Origin of the sequence: Diplocloster hominis (assembly GCF_032380655.1) — a bacterium.
GTDB lineage: Bacteria > Bacillota > Clostridia > Lachnospirales > Lachnospiraceae > Diplocloster > Diplocloster hominis.
Genome location: NZ_JAWDIY010000023.1, coordinates 43,149 through 60,111, shown reverse-complemented (window position 1 = coordinate 60,111; position 16,963 = coordinate 43,149). Strand labels below are relative to the sequence as shown.

The following is a 16,963-nucleotide window of genomic DNA, read 5'->3' as shown; positions in this document are numbered from 1 at the left end:
AACCTTACTTTCCATTTTCAAACTCTTTTTCCTGTTCCCTTTTGCGCAGCATCGGCGGAACAAAATGGGCAAACAGGCATCCCGTCATCACAGCGGCCGCCAGATCCACGATCGGTTCTGAAAAAAAGACTGCTTCCGCGCCGAAGAACATTGGAAGAAACACCACCAAAAGCAAAAAGGAACATTTCCGGAACATGGAACAAAATAATGCCAGCTGTACGTATCCCAGCGCAGTGGTCTCATCCACCAATGCATACTGGACTGCCAGCGGCAGAATCATAAATGTAAATATCTTAATGTAATGTACGGTCATGGACACCACTTCCCCATTGGAAGTAAAAAGCCGCACGAACAGGGGCGACAGCGTATAAGTCACGACCGTCATAACCAGGCAGAAGATCAGGCACAGCCCGGTCACCGCACGGATCGCCTTCCTGATCCGGCCCATATCGCCGGAACCGTAATTAAAACTCACCACCGGCTGGCTTCCCAGCGTTATGCCACCCATAGGCATGGAGATCAGCAGGAAATAACTCTGTACAATTGTGGCGCAGGTAATTAAAAGATCCCCTTTTCCAGGCCCCGCGTATTTTTGGATCATGGTATTGAGCAGGATCAGCAGAATACTGTCGGAAGCGATAATCAAAAATGGGGACAGGCCGAAACGGATGATCCGCTTCGCAAACCGCATGGAAAATCCCTTCAGGTTCAGCCGCACCGGCATCGATCTGCGACGCAGCGCAAGTAAGACAAAAGCGCAGGACGCGAACTGAGAGATCACCGTCGCTATGGCCGCTCCGGCCACTCCCATATGAAATACAAAGATAAACAGCGGATCCAGCGCAATATTTAACACTGCCCCAAGCACTACGGTCAGCATTCCCAGCCCCGAAAACCCCTGACAGATCAGAAAGCTGTTCATCCCAACAGCCATCAGCGCAAAAAAGGTCCCTGCCGCATAGATGGACAGATAAGTATCCGCATAGGAAAAGGTCGCCTCACTGGCTCCAAACCACATGAGAAGATAATCCTTTGTCAGCAGGAGCGCTGCGGTCAGCACCAGCGAGATCACAACCAGCATCAAAAAACCGCTGGACATGAACTGTTCCGCCTCTTTTTTCTTCCCCGCTCCCATCCGCATGGCCATATTGGGGGAGCCCCCAAGCCCCACCAGCGAACCAAACGAAGATAAGAAGGTTACGATGGGCCCGCATACGCCCACGCCGGCCAGTCCCAGGTCCCCCACACCCGCTCCTATGTAGATTCTGTCCACAATACTATACAGCACACTCACCAGCTGAGCCAGCATCGTAGGTACAGCAAGCCGAAGCACCAGCCTTATAATCGGGTCGTTGCCAAGATCATTTGTCCTCTTCATATTCCCACCATTAATTCTTTATAGATTTATAGAATTCCCGCAGCTCGTCCTTTTTCTCCTGCGTCAGCTGATGCCAGCGAATCCCCTCGATGGCCCCTTCCAGGGCGCACAGCCTGTTATAACAAGCGGAAGCATCGATCTCCAATATTTTCAGCCACGCCTGCTTACTGCCCGCTTCCCTCAACTGCTCCGGAGTCGTAATGCCCACTTCAGCCAGCTGTTCTTCCACAACTTTTCCTATATTCGGTAATTTTCCTAAGTCTCCCACATCCATTCCCTCCTTATCACCAAAATATCTGTATTTTATCATACCTGATCTTTCTTTAAATAACAAGTCCAATGCCCTTTTCCGGGGCTTCCGGTCTTTACGGTGACTTTCGCATATGGTAGAATAACTTAAGATCCGAATGGAAAACATGTACTTTAGAGAAAGGCCGTCATGGATGCGGTACCGGAGGTAAATATGAACCTGTTCGAAATTCTAGGTCCCGTTATGGTGGGACCGTCCAGTTCCCACACGGCAGGGGCCGTGCGTATCGGTTACGTTACCCGAAAATTGTTAGGAGAAGAGCCGGCTGCCATCGAAATGTTTCTGCACGGCTCCTTTGCCGCCACCGGGAAGGGGCATGGAACAGACTGCGCGCTGGTGGCCGGACTCCTCGGAATGCAGTCAGATGATATGCGGATTCCCACCAGTATGGAGCTTGCAAAGGAGCGCGGGATCCCTGTGACGATCCGGGAAATCCGCCTAAAAGACGCCCATCCGAATACGGTAGTGCTGAAGGTATCCGGTGTCTCAGGCAAATTCCTCCAGGTGGAGGGCTGTTCCCTGGGAGGCGGCCGCATCAGTATCCGGAAGCTGGACGGAATCAAGACAGACTTTACGGGGGATTCTCCCACTCTGATCGTACAGCATATCGACCAGCCCGGGCATGTGGCCGAGATCACATCCATGCTGGCTCACAAATCCGTCAATATCGCCACCCTGCATCTATACCGGGACAGCAGAGGCGGCCGGGCGGTCATGGTGGTGGAAACGGACCAGCCCATTCCCCAGACTGCGATCCGCTGGGCAGAACATCTGGAGGGGGTGCTGAAAGTAACCTATCTGAATACCAGTGAGGAGGACATGTAATGTTTGAAACCATAGAAGCGGCGCTGGCCGCGTGCCGGGAAAAAGAGCTTCCTCTGTGGAAAATTTTCCTGGAAGATGACTGCCGGGACCGGGGAGTCTCTATCGAAGCTTCCTTAAAACAGATGCAGCTGCTCTGGAAGCGCATGAAGGAATCCGGAGATTCCTATGACGGAGCGCTTCGCTCCAAAAGTGGTTTAAGCGGCGGAGACGGCGCGAAAATGGCCGCTTATATCCAAAAAGAGGATTCCTTAAGCAACGGCCTGATCGGGGAGATCATCGCCCAGGCCCTTCAAATGGGGGAATCCAACGCCTGTATGCGCCGGATCGTAGCCGCGCCCACAGCCGGTTCCTGCGGCGTGCTGCCTGCTCTTTTGCTTCCTCTGTACCGCCGGAAGCTGGCGGATGACCAGCAAGTCACCGAGGCTCTGTACGTGGCTGCCGGATTCGGACAGGTCGTAGCCACCCGCGCCACGATCGCCGGAGCGGAAGGAGGCTGCCAGGCCGAGGTGGGAACCGCGTCAGCTATGGCGGCGGCCGCTTTCGTCATCCAGCAGGGAGGAACCGCGGAAATGGCGGCCCATGCGATGGCGATGGCATTGAAAAACCTGCTGGGCCTGGTCTGCGACCCGGTGGCAGGACTCGTGGAAGTCCCCTGCGTCAAGAGGAATGTCATAGGGGCTGTAAATGCCTTTTCCGCTGCCCAGATGGCTTTGGCCGGTATAGAAAGCCGCATTCCGGCAGATGAAGTGATCGACGCCATGGCCGATATCGGTACGCTTCTGCCCTCCTGTCTCAGAGAAACCGGGCAGGGCGGACTGGCTGCCACAAAAACCGGCTGCGACATAGCCAGGGAACTTCACGCAAACCCGGATTAGCCTGATTAAAATCAGGAACACAACAAAGGGATGTGTCTTAGACACATCCCTTTGTACACTTTTATGAGGGGGGAGATAGTGAGTGTGTGATCAACTATCTGATCTTTATTATAAAGGTGAAATATGTTTAAAGTGTGTCTATATTATAAAAGAATTAGAAAATTTCTAAAATATTTCTAAAATTACATCAGCTGCCGCTGGCTGCAAAATCGCGAATCTCTTCCATGATGTCTGGAATCTGAATATGCTGGGGACAATGCTCCATACACTTCCCGCATCTCACACAGTGCTGCGCCTGTTTTTCCTCCTCCAGATATCCATATGTGGAGCGGAAGGACATTTCATTATGATCGATCCGGTACTGATTATAAATAGCGAAGACCTTCGGAATATCCACTCCTGCCGGACAATCCATACAGTATCTGCAGCCGGTACAGGGAATCGTGCCGGATGACCGGTAAATATCCAGCGCCTCCCTAAGTACATCCCGCTCTCTTTGTGTAAGCGGTTTAAAATCCGTCATCGTCTTTACATTGTCCTGTACCTGTGCAAAGTCCGACATCCCGCTTAACACGGTCATAACCCCCGGCAGAGATGCCGCAAACCGGATCGCCCAGGACGCTGTACTCACATTTGGATTTTCCTTTTTCAGAACCTCCACCGCCGGCTCAGACAGACCGGCCAGACTTCCTCCCCGCACCGGCTCCATCACTACCACCGGAATCTTATGGGCATAGAGGATCTCATACTGGGTTTTCGCATCCTGCAGTTCCCAGTCCAGATAGTTCAGCTGGATCTGAGCAAAATCCCATTCATATTTATCCGTCACCTGTCTCAACAATGCCGGTTTGTCGTGGAAAGAAAATCCCAGGCGGCGGATCCTGCCCTCTTCCTTTTTCTTTTTCAGGAACTCATAGACATGAAACTTCTCCATGATTTCCAGATGCTCCCCGCAAATATTATGTACAAGATAAAAATCAAAATAGTCCACCTGGCAGCGTTCTAACTGATCCTCAAAAATCCGTTCCACATCTGCCTCAGACTGAAGCATCCACGGCGGCATCTTGCTGGCCAGGTGGAAACTATCCCTGGGATATCTCTTCAAGGCTTTCCCCACAAAAGGTTCCGACATCCCCTCATGATAAGGATAAGCCGTATCAAAATAATTCACCCCGTGCTTATGAGCATAATCAAACATCTCCAATGCCCTTTCCTCATCAATCTCCTGCTTCTCCTCACAGATTCTCGGCAGTCTCATACAGCCAAATCCCAGTAACGAAATCTCCTCTTTGATGCTTTCAAAATATCTGTTTTCCATTTGTCCCTCTCCTATTCACTTCGCAACTTTTTATTATCATAGCACTTAAACTTCGCTCTAAGTCAAGCATATTTTGATGTAATTTATATTTAGCAAAGCCAACTGGGAGGGGACTGGCATCCGATTCTTCCGCTTGACATCGTTCCTTTCATGTGTTACTCTAAACATACCAAACGAATGTATGTAAAGGAAGTGGGTCCATGGCAAGAAACAAACATCCGGAGGAAACCATTGAACGGATCCTGGATGTATCTTTCAAATTATTTATGGAAAAAGGTTACGAACAGACGACTATTCAGGATATCGTGGATGAACTGGGCGATTTGAGCAAAGGTGCTATTTACCATCATTTTAAATCAAAAGAGGATATTATCAATGCTGTCATCGCCAGAAGCACTACGCATGAGATACTAATTACAGAGCTCATATCCCGTGAGGATTTAAACGGTCTTGAGAAATTAAAACTCATGATATTGAAATCTCTGGATTCCAAAGAACAGACAGCTTTCGCTCAGGCCGTCCCCAATTTATTAAAAAATCCAAAATTTCTGGCGGAGCAGCTTCATGACTCGGTAGAAATTATCGCACCTGCGCTGGAACCTTTTATCCTGGAAGGAATCGCCGATGGTTCCATTCAGTCAAAACATCCCCATGAACTGGCTCAGGCACTGATGATTCTGCTGAATCTATGGCTGAATCCCATGGTTTTCAGTGATTCCAAAGAGAACGTCCGCCATAAATTTCAGTTTCTGAAAGAGATGACGGATACTATGGGTATTCCCCTGCTGGATGATCGTATGCTGGATCTGCTTTTAGTCTATACCGATTATATCGTATAGCGGGGTTTTTTAAATCATAGTTTCATAGAAAAATTGGATTGCCCTTCGGGGCAAATTCTTTTATTCTTTTACATACCAAACGTCGGTATCTTTATTGGCAATCTTATATCTGAACTATTTTAAAGGAGGATTTACACTTGAACAAGAACAGACTTTTCCACCGGGATTTTGCGCTGGTGGTAATCGGACAGATTATCTCTTTATTTGGAAATGCAATCCTGCGATTCGCCCTTCCTCTCTATCTATTGAATATCACCGGTTCCTCTTCCGTCTACGGTACGGTGCTGGCTTTGTCCATGATCCCCATGATTGTGCTCTCTCCGGTCGGCGGCATCATCGCCGACCGGGTAAATAAACGAAATATCATGGTGATTTTGGATTTTACTACCGCTGCCCTGGTCCTTATTTTCACACTGACCATGTCGCAGATGAATCTGGTCGTATTGATGACAATCACCATGATGCTGCTGTGCGGAATCCAGGCCGCCTATCAGCCTGCGGTCCAGGCCAGCCTGCCCGCTCTTGCAGATCCGGTGCATCTGCTCTCCGCCAATGCGGTCATCAATCAGGTCAGCTCCCTGGCCGGACTGTTAGGTCCGATCATCGGCGGGATCCTGCTGGGCTCCTTCGGGCTTTTGCCGATCCTTTTACTGGGGATCGTTTGCTTTACCTGTTCCGCGATTATGGAAATCTTTATCCATATTCCTTTTGAGCGGCAGCCCGTCAAAACTCGTATGCTGACCATGGTGATCTCCGATTTCCGGGAGAGTGTTACCTACATCCGCAAAGATAACCCGACCATTTTAAAAGTTATGGTGATCGTCGCTGTCTTCAACCTGTTTCTGACCTCCATGCTGATTGTCGGATTTCCTGTACTGATTACGCAGACTCTGGGATTATCTTTAAAGCTGTGCGGTTACGCGGAAGGCGCCCTGGCCTTTGGAGGCCTGTGCGGGGGTATCCTGACCGGCATTCTCTCCAAAAAGCTTCAGGTGTCCAACTCTCATCTGCTCCTGCTGGCCGCCACCGTATTCACCCTACCGGTCGGAATTGCCTTACTTTTAAGCGCTCCCGTCATGGTAACTTATCTGCTCATCACAGTATGCAGCTTTTTGCTGATGGCCAGCGCCACCATGTTCACCGTACAGACGCTGTCTTATCTGCAGAGTGTAACCCCTCCCCACCTGATCGGCAAAGTAATTTCTTTTGCAATGACACTTTCCATGTGTGCGCAGCCAATCGGCCAGGGAATGTATGGATTCCTCTTTGATCTGCTTAAAAACCAGACCTGGGTGATCATTCTGGGCACCGTACTGATCTCCGCCATTGTCACCATCTTATCCGCCAGAGTATTCAGAACCCTGAAAAATGCTTAATTAATTCCCCGGAACCTGCCTGCGGCACCCGTACCACAGGAATCCGGCCGCAAGCACCGCGGTCAACGCTTCTGTGACCGGGTAAGAGATCCAGACACCGGTCATGCCAAAGAAATGAGCCAGCAGGCAGACCAGCGGGATGATACCGACGCATCCCCGGATGATCGAGATGGCGAAGGACTGTTTCGGCATCTCTGTGGCACTGAAGTATGACGCCGTCAATATATTCAATCCCGCAAACAAAAATGCGGTGAAATAGAGTTTTAATCCCGCCGAAGCCAGCTGCGCAAGCCGCACATCATGGTCCCGGTTAAAAACCATAACCAATCCATCCGCGAACCCAAAAGTCAGCAGATAAATCAGGACCGCGAACCCCAGCGCCGTCATTATCCCAAATCTCAGGATTTTCCTGGCGGCACCGGTATTCCCCATTCCGTAGTTTGTGCTGACGATCGGCTGTATTCCCTGGGCAATCCCGGTGAATATGGCTATGACCACCAACGCCAGATTCGCGATGACTCCAAATGCGGCCACTCCGGTATTTCCTTCCAGCTGCAGGATTACTATGTTAAATACAATGATCACGACACCGGAAGAAACCTCTGTAATCAGTGCGGACATACCCAATGCGCAGATATTCCACAGATTCCTGCCCCGAATGCGGCAGCGGCAGATATGAAATCCGTTCCGGCGCCGGATCAGATGTACGGACAGAATGCCTATACTGATAACCGGAGCCAGTCCGGTTGCAAATGCGGCGCCGAACATCCCCATCTGAAGCGGAAATATAAAGATATAATCTAATAGGATATTAGATAAACTGCCGGCCAGCATCGCACTCATAGCCAGCCGGGGGGCGCCGTCATTTCGGATAAAGGCAATGAGAATATTATTCATGAGAAAGAAGGGAGCAAAACTTAAAATCGTTTTCAGGTATATTCTGGTCATTTCATAAGTATTTACATCTCCGCCCATCAAAGCGGCAATCGGCCCGCAAAATCCTGCTCCTGCCACCACAAACAGGGTCCCCAGAATCAGCCATAGGAGACAGGCGTGGGTAAACGTTGCATTGGCCGCCCCGTCTTTCTTCTGGGCTTTGTGAATCGAATATTTTGTAGCTGCGCCCACCCCGGTCATCAGGCCCGCCCCGTTTAAAAAGCTGTAGACCGGAATCGCCAGGTTCAGTGCCGTTAGTCCGTCCGCACCCAAACCTCTGGAAATAAAAAAGGTATCAGCCAGGATATAGCAGGATAACCCCAGCATTCCTAACACATTCAAGCTTACATATTTGCCGAATTCCCGGGTAAGGGAATCTGATTTCTCTTTGATTTTCATATGATCCTCCTGTTAACATTTGATGTTCCTGTGAAATAAAAAAGCGCCCTGGTCTTTCCTGCCTTCAAAGGCCTAACGGCAGGAAAGCCGACGCTTTTTGTAATCCTCTGAACCCGGCGGCACAGAGCTAAGCTTTTTCTATATCATTATTTATTATCGATATCACTATTTATTAACTATATCATGGTATGATCCATGTTACTATATGGTATTTATTCTTTTCTGATATCTTTTATCCGAATCCCTTCCTGATCAGCAGCCCAGAAAGAAAACTTGCTCTTTCCCTGGTTCTTAGCCTCATACAGCGCGTGATCCGCACATTGAAACAAGCCGTCGTAGTCCGGCGCATCCTCCGGATACACCGCGATTCCGATACTGCAGGTAACCGGTCTGGGGATTCTCTCCTGCCTATGTATCTGCCTGATATTGAGCAGAATGGCCTCTGCCTTGTCCGCCGCGCTTCTTCGGTCGTCGATATCTGCCATAAATACCAGAAATTCATCTCCGCCGATCCTTCCCAAAATGTCACTGGAACGGAACAGTTTTTTAAGCTGGTCCGAAACCTCACACAGCACACGGTCACCGAAAAAATGTCCATATCGGTCATTAATCTGTTTGAAATTATCCAGATCCAGGATCATAAAAGCGTGCCTGGTTCCTACCCTGTGCTCCCTGATACACCGAAGAATCCACTCCTCGGCCGCCTTCTTATTCAACAGTCCGGTCAGGCTGTCCTTCAGCGATCGTTCCAGCAGCTTCATGGTATTTTTCTTTTCCTGATCAATATCAGCGATCACGCCCACGGCTTTCAATGGTCTGCCTTCCTCATCATACTGGGTCGTAGCACGAATCCGGCACCACCGGTATACTCCGTTCACATTTTTGATCCTGAATTCGGTCTCGGAATAGGGGATACCTGCGGCTGTATCTTTCATGATTTTTACAAAAGCCGGCATATCTGAGCCATGGATGTTGGAAGAAAATGGAATTTCACGGCTGATCCGGTTTTTGATCGGCTGATAACCGAACTTTTTCTGCCAATTGGAAGAAAAATCCAGAGTATCCTTAAGGATATCCCATTCAAATATGATATCCGTCGCCTGGTTCATGATCACCTGATGCCGCTCCAGGCTCAGGCGCAGCGCCTCCTGCTCCTGCTTCCTCTGGGTGATGTCTATCATCGTACAGTAAAAGGTCTGTGAACCGTCATCCGCTTTTGCCAGCCTTCCTCTGTCCAGAATCCAGCGGATCTTCCCATTTTTACAGGTAATCCGGTATTCTATTTCTACTGTATTCCCTATACTCAACTGACGTTTAAGGCTTTTTTTCGTCTCTTCCTGATCAGCAGGATAGATCAGATTCAGAAACCGGTCCTGGAAAATTTCTTTGATCTCCTGCCTCGTATAGCCCAGCATCGAAAGAAAGTTCTTACTCATAGATAACAGGGTAAGATATTCATCATTGCGGCATCTGTGAACACCTCCGGGTATATTCTCCGTAAGCGCTTCCAGCTCCTCATTGCGTACTTGTAACTCGTATGCTGTCTTTTCCATCCGTTCCTTCATATGCTGCCGGTCGGTCAGGTTGTTTTTCGATACAAAAAAACGGTCCGGCTCCTGATCCAGATTCGGATCGGAAATATGAAGATGTATGAGCTTCATACCTTCCGGCGTGCACCTGCAGACAGCGCTTACCCGGTGATGCAGATCCGCCACATTCTGGCTTTTGGCCCTGGCGCTTAATTCTCCGTATACCAGACAGTCGTTCTCGTTTAACGGCACCGCCGTATAGTTTGACCGCAATATGTGAAAAGTACCGGAATACTCCTGTTTTTCCCTTGCGAAAGCCTGTCTGGCTTCCAGAAGCCCCCTGCACACCTCATTTTCACCGGTGCCGATCCAGCTGGTCTCTTCGGTCATCATGTTCAGGACGTTTTCGTGATCTCTGCGTTCAAAATATAAAGTTTGCATTTGTTTAATAAAGTCAAGCGCGTTCCGCTCCAGAGACATTTCTTACCTCCTGTGTGCGCGTACGATGTATGGAAAATAGTCGGCGGGTTTTTTTACGAGCGCTGCTATTTTATATTATATACAATATTCTCAGCATTAGAAATGTGAATGATCAGAATGTATTAAATTGACATTTTATGGATAATAGTAACATTTTAATCCGAACACTCACTCATGTTTTTAACGACTCGTATCCATGACTGCATGGGCGCAGTCAGGAACTTATCTTTATGATATACGAGATGATTCGTATTTGCAAGACTCCATTTGTTTACATTTGCCTGTACCATAGTCCCCCCGCGGATCTTCGACTCCGCCAATACATCCGGCAGAACACTGACTCCCAGGTTGTGTTCCACCGCCTGGATCAGAACCTGGCTGTTCACACTGGTCCAGGCCGGCTTTACCGTCAGGTTATGAAGTCTGAGCATGCTGTCAAAGGTATCCCTTATGGCACTCCCCTGTTCTCTTAACAGCAAAGGATACTCCAGGAATTCTGCCAGCTCCGCTTTTCTTTTCGCCAGCGCGCATACAGGTGCGCATACGGGGATCAGGCGGTAAGAAGAGAAGGGAATGCGTACCAGCGCCTCCTGCTCAATCGGTCCCTCGATCAGTGCCAGATCTATCTCATGATTTAACAGCTGTCCGGTTATCTCTCTCGCCTGCGCTACCGATACCTGGACCGGAACGTCAGGGCAGACGGTCCGGAACTCTTCCATTATAAGCGGCAGCCAATGATAGCCAATGGTAATATTGGAACCAATCCGAAGGACCGCCTGTTCTTCTAACATCCGGGCGCCATTTTCCAATTCCTCATACATTTCCAGAACGCGGGATACTTTCTCCAAAAACAGCTTACCTGTTTCATTCAGATAGATTTTCCTGGAGATCCGGTCAAATAATTCGCAGCCCGCCTCCTGCTCCAACTCACTGATTGCATGAGAGACCGCAGGCTGGGTCATATAAAGAGCCTGCGCCGCCCTGGTAATGCTCCCCTGTCTGCACACGGTCTGAAATATACGCAGATGCCGGATCGTCATCTTTTCTTTCCCTCCTCTATTTGTATTACTAATTAGTTATGAATTATATAAAATAATATCATTTTACTTATATATAATCAACCCTTATACTAAAAGGGCAGAACTTTTTATCGGATCTCGTTACGATTCATGGTCATTATGGGAGGAGACCGGCACCTTTCGGCAAGAAAGTGGAATCCTCAAGCAGCTGCGTGGAGAAAGGGGCCTGTCCCCGGATGCCGGTCAATGTGCGGAAAAAAGCACCTGGATGTGGGACGATTCGAGTCAACATCCGGGGACAGGCTCCTTTCTCCACGTGGTTACTTGAAGATTTCGCTTTTCTGCCGAAAGGTGCCAGTCCCCTCCCTCTGCTGGAAAATTCAGAAAGGAACATTCACTTATGAAATCCTGTATCCCCAAAAACCTGCCCTGGCTGTTCGGCATTAATTTTTTTATCAGCGCCTTTACGTTTGGCGGCGGATATGTGGTTATCCCCATGATCCGCAGATATTTTGTAGAAAAAAAACAGCTCTTCTCCGAAGAAGAACTGCTTGAAATGGCTGCTATCGCCCAGTCATCACCCGGAGCCATAGCGGTAAACCTCTCGGTCCTGGCCGGCTACCGGACGCTTGGCCGATTGGGGGCGGCTGTCAGCTGTATCGCAGCCGTTCTGCCTCCCCTGCTGCTGATATCCCTTATATCATTTGGCTACGACGCGTTCCGCAGCAGCCACGTGGTCTCCGCGGTTCTGAAGGGTATGGAGGCCGGTGTCGCCGCTCTGATCGTAGATATGACCATCGATATGTGCAGGACCATCTTCCGGGAACGCAGGCTTATACTCACCCTGCTGGTTCCCGCCACTTTTCTGGCCAGCAGCGTTCTCCATATCAATGTCTGTCTCCTGATTCTTGGCAGCGCCCTGCTGTGCCTGGCAGAGTGTAAGATCCGGGAACAATTGAGGAGGCGGGTTTTATGACAGAACAGCTCTTATCTTTACTTTATTCCTTCCTGCAAATCGGTTTTTTCAGCATTGGAGGCGGCTATGCCACGATCCCGCTGATCCGCCAGCAGGTCATCGACCTGCACGCCTGGCTCACGATGCAGGAATTCACAGATATCATCACCATTTCCCAGATGACCCCCGGTCCACTGGCCGTGAATACCTCCACTTTTGTAGGAATGCGCATCGCAGGCCTGGGAGGTGCGGCGGCCGCCACCTTCGGCTGTATCATCTCCGGATATATTATCTCCCTTTTTTTATACCGTTTTTTCAAAAAACATCAACAAACCAGCTGGATTCAACCGGTTCTGAGCGGACTCAAGTCAGCCTCCGTGGGGCTGATCGCCTCCTGCGCGCTGACCATCGTGGCATTGGCCTTCCAAAGCGATACCAAAGCTTTGGGCCTTCCTCTGAATCTGACTGCGGTAGTACTGTTCGCCCTCTCCTTTTTTGCCCTGCGGAAATGGAAAATCCATCCGATTCTGCTAATGGCCCTCTGTGGGCTGGCGGGGATCTTTCTATATTAATTTCATCACAAACTGCGGAATTCTCCGCTTCGTATATTGACCTGGTAAGTTCCTATGGTCTGAATCTGCCCTTGTGAGCTGTCCAGATCACCGGAAGGGATCTGAACCAGCCAGAACCGGTAGTTTTCCAGATCCTGTGCGATTCCGTCATAATAGAGAAATGTATTGGTTTCTGAGTCCAGCAGATATCCCGGGGCGCCCTCCTCCCTGCTTTTTACCGCTTTCGGGTAATCCGGCTGAAGCGCGCCCTGATAAAGTTTTTCTGCGGCATCGTCCGGACTCAGCCTGCTGACATACATGTAGGTCGTATCATATTTACCTGGTATAAAAAAATGGTACGCAGGATCGGCCGCCAGGTCTACCGGCTGCACTTTCCGCTCTTTCAGACCCTGCGTCCCATCGGCGTCATAGTGAAGAATCAAGGCCAGATAGGCCCCTTCTCCTCTCATGATCCGTATCCGGTACCGCACCGTTACGGTCTCTCCCTCAGGCGGGCTTCCCTGATTGCCGGGCGATACTGCCAGCTCAGTCGTCTCCAGGGAAAGCAGGCAGTCTTTTTTATCACCGGCCGTCATCGCACACTGATTGAGCTGTACCCGTACGTCCACACCGTTAACGGCGTATTCCATTCGCTCTGCTTTGAGGGCCAGGAGGGCGATCCAGTAGGGATTATCCGAATCACTGGTTATCTTGATGATTCCATCCTGGGATTCCATATTGGCAAGGGTCGGGTCATCACTGAGGAATTGTTTCATCCGGGCTATCGAGTCCTCTTCGATCTCCTCCTGGGTCGGCAGCTCTTCCGCAGGCTGAACCGCCTGCTCTTTTTTCGGCGTGGTACAGAACATCTCGATGGGCGCTGTCCGCTCCATAGATACCTGACACAGTGTAATGGTCCCCCCATTTTTTATCAGGCCGCTGTCTGAGAGCTCACAGTCCTCGTTCAAGACGATATTCCAGCGGGGCAGACCATTGCTGCAAAGCGCCAGCGCCAGAGTTCCGAACTGTACACAGTCCTCATAAGCATAGGTCTCCTGAAAGCTTGCATTCCCCACAGTGATTCCGTTCTGATCCGCCTCTATAAACCATCCGGCTGTATTCTGATCCGCCAGGGTCCAGTTCCCCTGTATCGCTGACGCCACATAATAATAACTGATCCCATTCCCCCGGTCCCCATAGGTGGCAAGATACTGATGTACCTGTTGGTCCGGGGACTCGTAAGTGACGGCGCACACATCATCTGCCAGCCACTGGAGTTTCAGGTCGTCTTTCACGGTATAGGAAAACTGCTGCTGTTTTCTCGCAAACAGATAAAAACGGGTCCGGTATTCGAATATCTGTCCGGTCTTTTCCTCTCCCTTAAGTACCAGCAGATGCTTATTATCCGGGGATAAACTGACTTTTACAAGAGATTCCTGCGTAACAAAGGCCGGCAGTACCAGCAGTCCGATTATAAATGCAGCCAGCACTGCCGCCAGAAAACCGATCCTCGCCCATTTTTTCCACCATAAAAAACAGGCGAGCCCCAGCAGGCAGAACCCGATCCCCAGCGTTACGATCCAAACCGGAATCCAGTCTGTTGTAAATTCATAGCCCAGCGGCCGGACCAATAACAGGAATACCCCTTCCAGTGTCGCCGCGGCCAGTGTTACCATCATGCATAATATACCGAATATTACATGTGCACAGGAATGTTCCCTTGTTTTATGATTCTCTGTCATCGTATTCCTTCTTCCTGATTTGATTTTAATCTTATGGATTATGATTTTTTATTTTAGCAATAATTACATGTGTAATATTTATTTTTCTATTTTACCACATTATTTTTAAACATGTTACAGTTTTTTTGTAAATCTTCTTAAGAGGAGGGGACTGGCATCTTTCGGTAGGAAAGCCAGACTTTCCTACCGAAAGATGCCAGTCCCCTCCCTTAACGCTATATATTGACATACAACCTCTTAAATACTAGAATCTAAGGAAGGCTTTAAATATATGAATAGAAACTATACAATAGGAAGAAAGTGAGAAATTTTATGATTCAACCGTTGCGTGTAATTGTGGTTGGCATGGGAGCCAGAGCAATGATATATGCCAGGGAAGCTTTGCTTTACCCCGAACAGTTTTGTATTGTCGGTGTTGTGGACGTCAGTTTGAACCGGATACGTACCGCGCAGCAATTGTTCCAGATTCCGGATAATCACTGTTTTACATCTGTCGACGAACTGACTGCCGTTCCCAGATTCGCAGATGCCGTCATCAATGGTACGATGGACCCCCAGCATGTATCAACGACGGTTCCGCTGCTCCGGCATGGATATGATGTCCTTCTGGAAAAACCATTTGCCGTGAATCAAAAGGAAGCGGATCTGCTGCTTCACTGCGCAGATGAAACCGGGCGTATCGTTATGGTTTGCCATGTGCTGCGCTATGCTCCTTTTTACAGGGAGATTCAGAACGTGCTCAATAGCGGGGAAATCGGTAAAGTCATACATATTCAAATGAATGAACAGGTCAGTTATTTTCACGAATCCGTGTCCTATGTGAGGGGAAAATATGCTTCTCCTGAACGATGCGGTTCTGGTATGCTCCTATCGAAATGCAGCCATGATCTCGATATTATGGCATGGCTCATGAAGGGGAATTTGCCGAAGGCAGTCTCCAGCGTCGGTTCCGTCCTTCAGTTCATACCGGAAATGGCGCCGGAACATGCAGGCACCCACTGTCTGCTCAATTGTCCAGTGGAACGGGACTGCATATACTCTGCAAAAAGGCTGTATATAGAAAATCCCCAGCGATGGGCAAATAATATCTGGCATGATATCGGGGCAGAAAGCCCTGCAAAAGAGGAGAAAATAAGGCTTCTCCAAAACAAGGACAACCCCTACAGCCGATGTGTATACCGCTGCGGACTAAAGATTGTTGATCATCAGTCGATACTGATTCAATTCGCCGACGGGGCTACCGGCGCCTTCTCTATGAACGGCGGAGCCTCCGCTTCCGCAAGAAATATTCATATTACCGGGACCAAAGGCGAGATTATTGGAACTTTTGAAAGCGAACATTTTACCGTACACAAGATAGCCCCTGACAGAGCGGATGGACGTATCAGCCGAATCATTGATGTATCCAAAGATCAACATGGCAATCCGCATGGTAACGGAGATCAGGCTATCGTGCAGGACTTCCTCTCTATCTTGCGGGGAGAGCCCTGTTCTCCCTGCTGCACCACTCTGGCGGATTCCATGGTCGGGCACAAATTGGTTTTTCTGGCAGAAGCGTCCAGGGAAAAGGGCGGTGAAATGCTAAGATATTAGATACGCACTTGAAAAAGAGTTTCGCTTGCGAAACTCTCCGCCTACGGCGGGCCGCGTAAGCGGCATCTTCCTTTCCGCCGTAGTGCGATCCCCGCGGAGCGTTTTTTATTTCATAGGAGCACTTTCCTATGAAATGAAAAATTCTTTTACCCAGCCGCAACGGCTGAATAAAAGAAAAGAAAAAAATGACTTCGGAAGATACTTCCGAAGTCATTTTTCCTGTCGGTTTAATTAAGCAACACAAACGTTAACTGCCTGAGGTCCACGGTTTCCGTTCGTAATATCAAACGTTACGCTCTGTCCTTCTTCCAGGCTCTTGTATCCATCTCCAGCAATACCGGAAAAATGTACAAATACATCTTCTCCGCCGTTATCGTTGGTAATGAAGCCATAACCCTTCTGTGCATTAAACCATTTTACTGTACCTTTGTTCATGAAAGATACCTCCTAAAATAAAATTATTTGTATTCCGGGTGAAAAAAAATCACATATTTTTGTAAAGCATCCAATAAATCGATGACTTACAAAAATATGTGAATCTAATCAACCTATCAATACCAAAATTAGAATAGCATATCTTCCAAAAAAAGTCAAATAAAAAATCATATTTTCTTCTGCTTTTTTTCTGCTTTTGCATGAGAAATCATACTTTTGCTGTACTCTCCTATCCCTATGTTAAGAATTTTATACTCCGCCCCAAAAGTCCGAAAGATATTACCCGGAATGAGAAAATATTACTCTACCCAAACCCTGCTGCCTCTTCTAAACTAGAATTAATGTGGAGTTAAGATTCAGAAAGGGGGCTGGTGATAAAACTCCATGATTGACTATAATTAGG

At 48.8% G+C, this 16,963-nt stretch carries 15 protein-coding genes; 7 read left to right on the top strand and 8 right to left on the bottom strand.

Annotated elements, in window-relative coordinates; genetic code table 11:
* Nucleotides 1-4: 4 nt before the first annotated feature.
* Nucleotides 5-1,378 (bottom strand): MATE family efflux transporter, encoded by a 1,374-nt coding sequence (locus ABC831_RS18820; protein ID WP_343249616.1) that lies wholly within the window; start codon nt 1,376-1,378, stop codon nt 5-7.
* A gap of 10 nt (nt 1,379-1,388) precedes the next feature.
* Nucleotides 1,389-1,646 (bottom strand): TfoX/Sxy family protein, encoded by a 258-nt coding sequence (locus tag ABC831_RS18815; RefSeq protein WP_343249638.1) that lies wholly within the window; start codon nt 1,644-1,646, stop codon nt 1,389-1,391.
* Between the two features lie 195 nt (nt 1,647-1,841).
* Between ABC831_RS18815 and sdaAB the strand changes: the two genes are divergently transcribed.
* Entirely contained in the window at nt 1,842-2,513 is a 672-nt protein-coding gene (sdaAB, locus tag ABC831_RS18810; protein WP_343249637.1) for an L-serine ammonia-lyase, iron-sulfur-dependent subunit beta, read from the top strand.
* A complete protein-coding gene (sdaAA, locus tag ABC831_RS18805; protein WP_343249615.1) occupies nt 2,513-3,388 on the top strand; it encodes an L-serine ammonia-lyase, iron-sulfur-dependent, subunit alpha in 876 nt (291 codons plus the stop codon). Before sdaAB ends, sdaAA begins: the two co-directional genes overlap by 1 nt.
* 187 nt (nt 3,389-3,575) lie before the next feature.
* On the opposite strand, the gene ABC831_RS18800 is transcribed toward sdaAA, so the two are convergent.
* Nucleotides 3,576-4,706, bottom strand: coding sequence for an aldo/keto reductase (locus ABC831_RS18800; protein WP_343249614.1), 1,131 nt, complete (start codon nt 4,704-4,706; stop codon nt 3,576-3,578).
* A gap of 200 nt (nt 4,707-4,906) precedes the next feature.
* On the opposite strand from ABC831_RS18800, the gene ABC831_RS18795 reads away from it, so the two are divergent.
* Together ABC831_RS18795 and ABC831_RS18790 are read left to right on the top strand one after the other, a co-directional pair.
* On the top strand, nt 4,907-5,545 hold the full coding sequence (locus tag ABC831_RS18795; protein WP_343249613.1) for a TetR/AcrR family transcriptional regulator: 639 nt from the start codon (nt 4,907-4,909) through the stop codon (nt 5,543-5,545).
* Nucleotides 5,546-5,682: 137 nt separating this feature from the next.
* Nucleotides 5,683-6,921, top strand: coding sequence for an MFS transporter (locus ABC831_RS18790; RefSeq protein WP_343249612.1), 1,239 nt, complete (start codon nt 5,683-5,685; stop codon nt 6,919-6,921).
* On the opposite strand, the gene ABC831_RS18785 is transcribed toward ABC831_RS18790, so the two are convergent.
* From ABC831_RS18785 to ABC831_RS18775, 3 genes are all read right to left on the bottom strand, one after another.
* Complete coding sequence (locus ABC831_RS18785) at nt 6,922-8,256, bottom strand: MATE family efflux transporter (RefSeq protein ID WP_343249611.1); 1,335 nt, start codon at nt 8,254-8,256, stop codon at nt 6,922-6,924.
* Between the two features lie 212 nt (nt 8,257-8,468).
* Entirely contained in the window at nt 8,469-10,265 is a 1,797-nt protein-coding gene (locus ABC831_RS18780) for a diguanylate cyclase domain-containing protein (RefSeq protein WP_343249610.1), read from the bottom strand.
* Between the two features lie 155 nt (nt 10,266-10,420).
* Entirely contained in the window at nt 10,421-11,305 is an 885-nt protein-coding gene (locus ABC831_RS18775) for a LysR family transcriptional regulator (protein WP_343249609.1), read from the bottom strand.
* Between the two features lie 379 nt (nt 11,306-11,684).
* On the opposite strand from ABC831_RS18775, the gene ABC831_RS18770 reads away from it, so the two are divergent.
* Together ABC831_RS18770 and ABC831_RS18765 are read left to right on the top strand one after the other, a co-directional pair.
* Entirely contained in the window at nt 11,685-12,260 is a 576-nt protein-coding gene (locus ABC831_RS18770) for a chromate transporter (RefSeq protein WP_343249608.1), read from the top strand.
* On the top strand, nt 12,257-12,811 hold the full coding sequence (locus ABC831_RS18765; RefSeq protein WP_343249607.1) for a chromate transporter: 555 nt from the start codon (nt 12,257-12,259) through the stop codon (nt 12,809-12,811). Before ABC831_RS18770 ends, ABC831_RS18765 begins: the two co-directional genes overlap by 4 nt.
* A 5-nt stretch (nt 12,812-12,816) precedes the next feature.
* Here ABC831_RS18765 and ABC831_RS18760 read toward each other — a convergent pair whose 3' ends face one another.
* Complete coding sequence (locus ABC831_RS18760; protein ID WP_343249606.1) at nt 12,817-14,532, bottom strand: DNA-binding protein; 1,716 nt, start codon at nt 14,530-14,532, stop codon at nt 12,817-12,819.
* A 312-nt stretch (nt 14,533-14,844) separates the two neighbouring features.
* Between ABC831_RS18760 and ABC831_RS18755 the strand changes: the two genes are divergently transcribed.
* Entirely contained in the window at nt 14,845-16,125 is a 1,281-nt protein-coding gene (locus ABC831_RS18755; RefSeq protein ID WP_343249605.1) for a Gfo/Idh/MocA family protein, read from the top strand.
* A gap of 231 nt (nt 16,126-16,356) precedes the next feature.
* On the opposite strand, the gene ABC831_RS18750 is transcribed toward ABC831_RS18755, so the two are convergent.
* On the bottom strand, nt 16,357-16,560 hold the full coding sequence (locus ABC831_RS18750) for a cold-shock protein (protein ID WP_158342780.1): 204 nt from the start codon (nt 16,558-16,560) through the stop codon (nt 16,357-16,359).
* Nucleotides 16,561-16,963 lie beyond the last annotated feature (403 nt).

What these genes read in the sequence shown, in the direction of transcription:
- ABC831_RS18820 (WP_343249616.1), bottom strand. Translation starts at nt 1,378, where the DNA reads ATGAAGAGGACAAATGATCTTGGCAACGACCCGATTATAAGGCTGGTG.
- sdaAB (WP_343249637.1), top strand. Translation starts at nt 1,842, where the DNA reads ATGAACCTGTTCGAAATTCTAGGTCCCGTTATGGTGGGACCGTCCAGT.
- sdaAA (WP_343249615.1), top strand. Translation starts at nt 2,513, where the DNA reads ATGTTTGAAACCATAGAAGCGGCGCTGGCCGCGTGCCGGGAAAAAGAG.
- ABC831_RS18800 (WP_343249614.1), bottom strand. Translation starts at nt 4,706, where the DNA reads ATGGAAAACAGATATTTTGAAAGCATCAAAGAGGAGATTTCGTTACTG.
- ABC831_RS18795 (WP_343249613.1), top strand. Translation starts at nt 4,907, where the DNA reads ATGGCAAGAAACAAACATCCGGAGGAAACCATTGAACGGATCCTGGAT.
- ABC831_RS18785 (WP_343249611.1), bottom strand. Translation starts at nt 8,256, where the DNA reads ATGAAAATCAAAGAGAAATCAGATTCCCTTACCCGGGAATTCGGCAAA.
- ABC831_RS18780 (WP_343249610.1), bottom strand. Translation starts at nt 10,265, where the DNA reads ATGTCTCTGGAGCGGAACGCGCTTGACTTTATTAAACAAATGCAAACT.
- ABC831_RS18775 (WP_343249609.1), bottom strand. Translation starts at nt 11,305, where the DNA reads ATGACGATCCGGCATCTGCGTATATTTCAGACCGTGTGCAGACAGGGG.
- ABC831_RS18770 (WP_343249608.1), top strand. Translation starts at nt 11,685, where the DNA reads ATGAAATCCTGTATCCCCAAAAACCTGCCCTGGCTGTTCGGCATTAAT.
- ABC831_RS18765 (WP_343249607.1), top strand. Translation starts at nt 12,257, where the DNA reads ATGACAGAACAGCTCTTATCTTTACTTTATTCCTTCCTGCAAATCGGT.
- ABC831_RS18760 (WP_343249606.1), bottom strand. Translation starts at nt 14,532, where the DNA reads ATGACAGAGAATCATAAAACAAGGGAACATTCCTGTGCACATGTAATA.
- ABC831_RS18755 (WP_343249605.1), top strand. Translation starts at nt 14,845, where the DNA reads ATGATTCAACCGTTGCGTGTAATTGTGGTTGGCATGGGAGCCAGAGCA.
- ABC831_RS18750 (WP_158342780.1), bottom strand. Translation starts at nt 16,560, where the DNA reads ATGAACAAAGGTACAGTAAAATGGTTTAATGCACAGAAGGGTTATGGC.